General features: G+C 46.0%; 6 protein-coding genes. All 6 read left to right on the top strand.

All coding sequences use genetic code 11. The annotated features are described in order from the left end of the window. The first annotated feature begins 148 nt into the window (after window positions 1-148). Genes H735_RS23405 through H735_RS23380 form a run of 6 tightly spaced genes read left to right on the top strand, consistent with a single transcriptional unit; the run spans window position 149 to window position 9209 of the window. The gene (locus H735_RS23405; protein WP_017819226.1) at window positions 149-502 is read left to right on the top strand and encodes a hypothetical protein; all 354 of its coding nucleotides are present in this window, start codon (window positions 149-151) and stop codon (window positions 500-502) included. A 12-nt stretch (window positions 503-514) separates the two neighbouring features. Then, entirely contained in the window at window positions 515-1864 is a 1350-nt protein-coding gene (locus H735_RS23400) for an HlyD family type I secretion periplasmic adaptor subunit (protein ID WP_020198035.1), read from the top strand. Window positions 1865-1867: 3 nt separating this feature from the next. Continuing rightward, on the top strand, window positions 1868-4099 hold the full coding sequence (locus H735_RS23395; protein WP_027726857.1) for an ATP-binding response regulator: 2232 nt from the start codon (window positions 1868-1870) through the stop codon (window positions 4097-4099). Further along, the gene (locus tag H735_RS23390; RefSeq protein WP_020198037.1) at window positions 4074-5498 is read left to right on the top strand and encodes a TolC family protein; all 1425 of its coding nucleotides are present in this window, start codon (window positions 4074-4076) and stop codon (window positions 5496-5498) included. The genes H735_RS23395 and H735_RS23390 overlap by 26 nt, the downstream gene beginning before the upstream one ends. Further along, window positions 5488-7074, top strand: coding sequence for an ATP-binding cassette domain-containing protein (locus tag H735_RS23385; protein WP_020198038.1), 1587 nt, complete (start codon window positions 5488-5490; stop codon window positions 7072-7074). Before H735_RS23390 ends, H735_RS23385 begins: the two co-directional genes overlap by 11 nt. Then, the gene (locus H735_RS23380) at window positions 7071-9209 is read left to right on the top strand and encodes an ATP-binding cassette domain-containing protein (RefSeq protein ID WP_005442632.1); all 2139 of its coding nucleotides are present in this window, start codon (window positions 7071-7073) and stop codon (window positions 9207-9209) included. Before H735_RS23385 ends, H735_RS23380 begins: the two co-directional genes overlap by 4 nt. The last annotated feature ends 8 nt before the right edge of the window (window positions 9210-9217 follow it).

The raw sequence follows: 9217 nt of genomic DNA, 5'->3' as shown, positions 1-9217 counted from the left end.
CACCATTCTGGAAAACCAACTTTTTTATCCAACTTTTTTCATACTCATGTTGTTTAACCAGAAAGAGGTAAAAAAAATTTGAAAACGCAATTTAAAGATCCTTAGTTATTGTCATTAAAGCAATTAGGGCGGTGGAACAATGATAAACATGACGAATCTGTTGCGCTCAGTCGACAACAGCCACAAAGGGCTGCAATTGCTATTGGGAGATTTTTATAAGGACTTCAGCAGCGCGGCGATTAACATCGAAATGCTGCATAAACAAAACCGTTTTGAAGAGCTGAGCGGCTACTCAAAAAAGCTGAAAACCATTCTCGTATTACTTTGTGATGATGATTTACCACCCAAGATGGCAAAGCTGGAACATTTAAGTAAGCACCACTTTCCCGCACCTAATGAATTGATTGAGGACATCAAAACTGAGCTCAATAACGTGAACAAACAAATAAGCCAGCTGTTAGATATCGAAAACTCTATCGATGACAACACTGATGATGAATAACCGAGGTGGATCATGAGTAACAAGCAGATCGAACACCACCTCAGAAAGGCACTCGTTTCCAACAACGAGTCTTCGAAGGTGACTGCAGACGATACGATCGTGCTAGCCAGTGCAATGACCAGCGTACACAAAACATTGCTGGTTATCTTTTTGCTTTCAATGGTGGCGATCGCCGTGGCGTCTCAAGCTCGTATCGACATTGTGGTGTCGGTGCGCGGTGAGTTATTGCTGGAATCTGACGTAGAAAAAGTGCAACACCTTGAAGGCGGTATTCTCGAAGAAATGTTAGTGCGCAAAGGCGAAGTGGTTTACGAAGGTCAACCCATTGCGCGAATTCGTTCTTTGGATAGAAACACTCAACTCGATACAGTAAACACAGAAATCATTCAGCTTGAGTTAGACAAACTCCGTTATGAAAGCCTGCGTGATATGGTAGAGCCCGATTTCTCTGCCTACATCGAAAAATATCCAGAATTGGTTCAGGTAAATATGAATACCTGGCAGCAAGAGTTTTCCAAAAACCGCTCGAATGAAGAGTTGATCACCCACGACATCAATCATAAGAATTCTTTGATTGATTCTATGTTTAAGCGCCGCAAAAGTTCCGAGAACCAGCTTTCGTTGATTCGCAAGCAGCTCAATATCAAGAACACCCTCTATAAAGAAGAAATGGCATCTTATGTCGATGTTCTGAATATGCAGGTTCAAGAATCAAACATGGTGCGTGAGATTGAAAATCTCGATGAGTCGGTCATGAATGAGCGCTTCCAACTCGACAAACTAGAAAAGCAGTATCGAGACTTGGTGGAAAATCGCAACTCCGAATACCAAGCGCAAATCATTCAAGCGAAGAAAGATCTCAAGTTAAAACGCATTCTTCGTCCTCAACACTCTGACAAAGTGGATCGCCTCGTGGTCTACGCCCCTATTGATGGTGTGGTGGATAAAGTGCACTTTAATTTCCGCTCTGCCGTGATACCGCCGGGGGAAAGTATCGCGGACATTGCGCCGATTAATAACTCCCTTCATGGCGAAGCGAAGATTCCACGTAAAGACATGGGCTTTGTTGAAATCGGACAGGCGGTCAAAGTGAAGATGGACACTTACAACTTTGCCAAGTACGGATTTTTGGAAGGTCGAATCGCGTCAATCAGCCGTTCGTCCTATGAAGAAGAGGACGCTGAATTCTACCTCGCTGAAATCCAAATCAGCCAAAACTATCTAGAGCGTGGAGGCACACAATACAAACTGTCCCCTTACATGGAGTTTACCGCCGACGTGAAAACAGGGTCACGTCGGGTTATCGAATACGCTGCGAAGCCGGTTATGTCGGCTATCGAAGACGCGTTCGATGAGAGGTAATGGATGAGTAGCAAACCTTCCTACAATATTTCCGTTCCTGTTATGCGCCTAAGCATTGCTTTTAGCTTGGTGCTGGCTGCCCTCGCCTTTTATTTGTATGTCTCTTGGGAAAAAGTGGATTCAGTGGAGCAAGTGCAAAACGCGCCTCTATTGGTTCAAGCTCAACAACTCAACCAAACCATCGAACTTGATATCCAAACGCTTCAGCGCTGTTTAGCCGCGCGTTATTGTAGTACAACAGAGCTCGATTTTGAGGTTCTGAAAAACGAAATTGACCAGTTTAAGTCTCTCGCGTCACTCAACAAAACCGAGTTTAGCTTGGTGGGCGCGACCGAATATACGCAGCTTGAACTGGCGATTAATCGCTTCTCGGACAGCTCAAAAACGCGTGACGATGTGTTGGCACTGTATCTCTCGCTCACCAATAACTACCTACAAATGGACGACAACTATCGCACCATGTTTAACAACCACGCGAGCGACCTAATGATGGAGAAAAACGAGTTCTTCATTTGGTTGTTTATGGTCGTTGTTGTGTTGGTTGGTATCGCCGTTCTATCGAACTTAGTGGCAATCCTCAAACTGAGAAAATCCAGTTCGAATGAGCGAGACATTGACCAAGAGTTCGATGGGCTTTATCAAGAGCTCAAACAACTGGATTTACAAAGGTTAGAAGAGTTGTTGAATGAAGTGAGCATCAATCCGAAGCAGCGTCAAATCTACTCTCACCTAAAACTGATTTTCAGCAAACTCGAAGAGCAAAAACGCAATAACGATCTCTACAAGCAACTCTATGCTCTGATTGGTTACGAGATTCGTGGCATCACCAACACTATTAACGGCGGCGTGCAATATCTCGTACAAGAGACCGATGAGAGCGGCGTGTTGATGGCGCAAGATATAACCTCGGCTGCCAATACCCTGTCTGAATTGGCAGAGAACTACAACCGACTCATTTCACAAGGGACCGAGAGCAAATCGAAAGAGTTTTCACTGCTAAATGTACTGTCTGAATTGATGATTCACATCAGTTCAAAAGTGCAGCGAAATGAAGGTGAGCTAGACTGCTTTATCTCGGATAACTTACCAAACCGTGTTGAAGGGCAATCCACCAGCTTATTCTGGGTGTTGTTCCTACAGCTATCGAATGCCATCCAACTCAAAGCCGACAAAAAACTGTTTGTCACCATTGAATCGGGCGCGGCGTCAGACATTGAAAACACTCGCCTGACCATCAATCTAAACTTCTTAACCACACTGGATGTGCCGTTTGCCAAGCTCAATACCCTACACTGGAGCGACCATAAGCAGCACACTGCAAACAAAGACGATTTGGCGAAAAGCGTACTGAAAGATTATGGCTATTACGAGAGCCATTGGTATCAATCGGGCAATCAGGAACGTTTTCAAATTCAGCTCGATTTAAAAGCCAAAAGCTTCCACACCGAAAAAACTCGCTTCGACAATAAACGTTTGTTGCTGTGTGCCAATTCTCAGCTGCGCATTGATGTGATGAACAAAATGTTAGTCAACTTGGGCTTAGAGATCACACCAATTCGAACCCCGAACGAGCTCTTCTCTGCTGCAAAAACCTTTGGCGAATACGACGCCATCATGCTGACCGACACGTTCGAGCCAAACAAGCTGCCCTCACTAAGCAAAACGGTGAAATCGCAACTGCGCAATCACCCGAATACTAAATTGCTGCTTTCAGTCACTAGCACTCAGCAAGCACAAGAGAGCCATACCTTTGTCGACAAGATTCTGAACTCTCCTGCGATTCCGTATGAGTTCATCCCCAATCTGTTAGCAATCATGGAAGCGGAAGCCTCAGAAGATCAGATGGAGAACAGCTCATTCCTGATTGTTGAGGATGACCGTGTTCAACAGATTCTACTCAAACGAATTTTGAGCAAGCAAGAATATGAAGCCGACACCGTTGGCGATGGCGCAGACGCCGTTCAGCACTTCATGAATCAGCGCTCGGACATCATCTTTATGGACTGCATCATGCCAGGCATGGGCGGTATTGAAGCAACCAAACGCATTCGACAATACGAACAAGAGAGCGGACAAAACCCTTGCACCATCATAGGTGCGACAGCATTGACCAGCAGTAATGAACACCAAGCTTGTATCGAAGCTGGAATGGATTACGTGATCAGCAAACCTTATAAAAACGACGAAATCATCAAGGTGATCAACAAGTATGTGGCGGTACAGAAACTTAACTAGCTGCGTATTGGCAGCGCTTACATTGAGCAATGCTCCTTTGGCAATGGCGACCACCTTGCTTGAGGCGGTCAAACTCGGCTTGGAAAACAATTTATCTCTGCGCGCTAGTGACAAAGGCGTGGAAGAAAACGAATACAACATCGACATTAGCCGCTCTAAGTTCCTGCCCTCTTTAAACGGTGCCGCTGATACCACATGGAATGAGAACGAAACCATATTAACGGGAACACCGGATACGCGTTCAAGCTACAACTCAAACAGCTACAGCGTGTCTTTATCTCAATCGGTATTTAACCTTGGCGACATCTTCAAATACGGCACCGCGAAGCTTGATTTCAACATTGAAGAAATCAAGCACGAGAACAAAATTCAGAGCACCATTTCTGAAATCGCGACGCAATATTTCGAGTACCTGAAAAACAACGCGCAAATCAAAGCCACCAAAGTCGAGCTTAAATCGTCTGAAACACGTGAACGCCAAATGCGTCGCAACGTGGAGCTTGGCAACACTGCGGCGAGCGAGTTGTATGAGGTAATTGCTCAGAAAGAAGGCATTGCCAACCGCTTAAGAACCTTAGAGAAAGATCGACGTGTGATTTTGAACGGTTTAGAGATTCAAGTTCAATACCCAGTCACCCCATCGCAGGACATCTACGAAAGCGTGCCCTTGGCAGAAATCAGCGAGTCCGAACAACGTGCGATTCTTGAACAAGCTTTGAAGCTCAATAACGATTTATTGGTTGCGAAGAAAACCGTAGAACGCAGCCGAAGAGGCTTGAAAGAAAGCGGTTCAAACTTTGTGCCGACCGTCTCGCTCTCTGCCAGTTACCGTTACGACGATGCGAACAACTATGACCGAACCGACCCCACCGCAACAGGGGACAGTAACTCCACCAGCGTCGGTTTGAACTTGAATGTGCCGATTTTCTCCGGCGGTTCGGATTACTACGGTTATCAAAAATCTTCAACTGCCATCGAGCGAACCGAGCTGCTGTACCAAGATTCGTTGTTCACGACGCGCAATAGCGTTAACACCTCGGTACTCAACATTAATGACTTCTCCCGCGCCATCAGCAGTTACGAGAACATTATCCGAGCCAACTACGCTTCCTATAAAGGCATTCAACGCGCCTATCAACTTGGTACGCGAACCATTACCGACTTACTGGCAGCGGAAAGTAAACTGTTTAGCGCACTGCGTGATTACGAGAGCGCGCGTTATGACTACATCATTGAATCGATCAATCTTGAGCAAATCAAAGGCATGCTGTCGGTGCAATCCATCGAAAGCATCATGCAGTTGATGAGCGATATCGAAGGCAGAAGCAATCAAGACTTAGTTCCAAAACACCTTCTCTCCAAACCATCGATTAAGAAAGGAGGTCGCAATGCAAACTGAGCATTTTTCCCAGAAGATTAACTTTGCTGACAAGTGTTATCTGACTTTCTCAACGGTCATCTCAACACTGTTTGGTTTAGTGTTGCCCTTTTCGATTCTGATTATCTTTGACCGTGTTTTACCTAACCAAGCTAAAGACACGCTGTTTCTTCTGTTTGCCATTATCTTGATCACCATCTTCCTCGACTATCACTTAAAGAATCAGGAAGAGAAGATTTCGTCGGTGATCATGAAGCAGTTCGAAACCAACCTAACCAACAAGGTGTTTCAATCCATCTGTTTGGCTGAGATATCGAAGTTTCGTCGCCTAGAACCCGGTGAATACCTAGAGCGTATTGCTACCATTCCAGAGATTAAATCCTTCTTTGGCGGAGAATCTGTACGGGCATTGATCAACCTTGCAGTCAGCATACTGACCATGCTGATTATCGGTCTGATCAACATCTGGGCAGGGGTGACTATCTTGCTCGCCTCCATCGTTTTGGCAGTGTTCGCACTCAGTCTTTCCAAGCAAAAAATCAACAGCCTAGAAAACAAATCCGACATCGAAGGGTTAACCACTTCGAAAATCATCGAGATCATCTCTAGCCCACTCGATATCAAAGCGCGCAATATGGAATATCGCGTTGAGAGCTTGATGACACAAATGGTGGAAGAGCGTGAAGTCGAGAACATCAAATACGAGCAGATCGAATCAAACTTCAGCCTTATCTTGTCGCTCATACAACAGCTCTCCATCGCTTGTGTGGTGGTAGTTTTGGCAACTGCCGTTATCAACATGCAATCGAGCCAAGGCATCATGGCAGCCATCATCATGCTTACCAACCGCTACTTCGCCCCATACCAGCAAGTGATGCGCACGGTGAGCCGCTGGGAGTTGAACAAGCTTCATATTCAACGAATCGCCGAGCTGCTGGAGCTTGCTGCATCTGTAGAACAACAAAATGACACGACAGAAGTCGAGCGCATCTCGGTGAAGTATTCGGAAAAACAACGCATCGAGTTTGAACGCGGTCAGGCTTACTTACTGACGGGGAAAAGCGGCGCGGGCAAAACACACCTCGCCAATTGCATTACGCGGCAAAACACCGACAGCAAGCTCGATATCCAAATCAACGAGACACCGCTCGATGACGTCAACTACAATGTCTGGCGCAATAGCGTGCTCATGGTCGACAAGACCAGCTCGTTCGTCGAAGGCACCATCATCGACAACTTGACTTGTTTTCGCCCGAGCTTAAATAACACCGCATTTGCGCTTTGCGAAACCATGAACATCAAAGCACAAATCGATGCCCTTCCCGCTGGTTTTTACACCGAGCTCAAAGGACATTTACGCAACCCATTCTCTCGCCAAGTCGCTTATGCCTTGTTGCTGGTACGTGCGTTACTTGCGAACAAACGTGTGTTGATCTTCGACGACATCGACTGTGTTTATGATGACGACTTTGCTCGATTGGTTTTGACCAGTACCGCCTATCGCGCCAACGACAAAATCCTCATCATCGTCAGCAATAAGATGGACAAACTCAATCATCGCCTCAAACGCGTCAAACTTACCGGAGGTGACCAATGAGTATTTTGGTTGATTTTAATAATGTCCCTCAGCGCTTGTTGGACTTTGAGGCTCGCAGTTATGACGAGCGATACAATCAGTCACCTTTGATTCGTGGTTTAGCTTACACCCTCATAGCGCTTGAATGGGAAGGCACACCTTCTATCCTCAGTGACGCTTTTATCCCTAAGCCAAAAGACAGCGACAGTTTTATCGCCACCATTGAACGCCTTGGTTACCGTTGTGACGTCACCAAATTAAAAACGTTGGAGCACATCGAGGGACACCCTCATCCTTGCTTTATCGAGATAGAAAACCTCACTGCGATTTTCTTGGGCACTAAAGACGGCAAACTGATCCTGTTTGATTACACCAATAACAACACCATTGAATACCCGCTCTGCAAGAAGCCGTGCTTGTTAGTTTCGATCAGCGAATACTCGCGCTTGTTCCGAGAACCGCCACCGGAATCTCAAGACCGCAGTAACTGGATTAAATACGCGTTCTATCGCTACAACAATGAACTCAAAAGCCTGATTATTCTCAGCTTTGTCATCAGTATCTTGGGCGCACTCCAACCCTTCTTTATCATGAGTGTATACAACTTCGCCTTGACGTCTAGCTCGCAAGCCACGCTCTATTGGCTCACGTTGTTTGCTGTGATTGTTGGGTTCTCGGAATACTTTTTTAAGAAAATGCGGGTCAACATCATTGCCACGTCAGGTAAGGATTTGGCAGTGCACATTTCTCAAGCGGTTATATCCAAGCTGTTATGGCTCCCTTATGCGATGACATCCACCGCTGGCGTGTCTTCTCAGCTGGCGCGTTTAAAAGACATCGACACATTTCGCCGATTGGTAACGGCAGAGTCAACCTTGAGCTACTTCGACATGCCGTTTGTTATTGTGTTCATTGTAGCGATTGCCATCATGTCAGGAACCGCTGCACTGGTCGTCATGGCGGGTTTGATTCTGATGTTGGTGTTCTGTGTTTATTCTCGTTACATCTACTCACAAGCCACGTCTAAGAGCTCTCGCGCCAACGCCATGGTTTCTTACCAATGGAATGAGATTCTTCGCGGCATCAAAACCATCCAAGGTTTGCCACTGTTGCGCGTTATTCAATCTCGCTTCAGCGCTTCACACATGCAAAGCACCAACGATGCAGAAAACGTTGCGGTAACCAACAGCAAGGTTCAAGCCGCAGGTGGCAGTTTGATTCAGGTGATCGGTACCGCAAGTATCGTGACCGCGGTTATCGGCGTGATGGATGGCACATCTGACGCTGGAGCCATGCTTGCAACCGTGATTTTAGTCTGGAAGGCGTTAGGTCCAATTATGGGTATCTACAACTCCATTTCCAAATTCCAATCCATTAAGGCATCCTCTGCGCAAATCAACAACCTGATGGCTATGAATGACGACAAGCTAACGTTGGAGAAAAGCCCCCCTATTCGCCTGTTCCAAGGCAGCATTGTCGGCAGCGGTGTAAGCCATCGCTACACTGGCGCGGCAACAGGTTTAACCAATCTCGGGTTTAAAATTGCCCCAGGGGCGAAAGTGGTGATTTGTGGACCGACTGGTTGCGGCAAAACCACGCTAATCTCCATTCTTGCGGGTTTAGAGGATAGATACCAAGGCGCAGTGTCGGTAGACGGCTACAACATCAAACAGTTCAACAGTTATCGCTACCGAACCTCGATTAACTACATCCCGTTTAATTTGCATATTTTTGAAGGCTCTCTGGAGACTAACTTCATCTTGCATAATGGACTCATCCCTACAGAAAAGATGCAAGAGATGGTGAGCTTTTTCGAACTCGATGCGTGGTTGCCAGAAGGATTGAACACTCAGCTAAGCGTAGATAAATGCAAGAACTTACCTAACGGTATTCAACAGAAATTGCGCCTCGCGCTGGGGCTTGGAAGCTGTGAACAATCACTGATCATCATTGATGAACCATTTAATGGCGCTGAGCAAGAAAATGCTCAGTACTTCAACCGCTTGTTCACCGATAAATTGCTAAACAAAACCGTGGTGTTCTCTACCAATGATCCGGGTTTGATCGCCACTTCGAACATGAGCTTGGTATTAGAGCCAGACGGCAACTTGAAATATTTTGGCTTAACAGACAAATACTTAAACAGTTTGAGTTAATACTGTGG

This window comes from Vibrio owensii CAIM 1854 = LMG 25443 (assembly GCF_000817815.1).
Lineage (GTDB): Bacteria > Pseudomonadota > Gammaproteobacteria > Enterobacterales > Vibrionaceae > Vibrio > Vibrio owensii.
The sequence above is the reverse complement of the archived record's forward strand: the minus strand, read 5'-3'. Positions and strand labels throughout refer to the sequence as shown.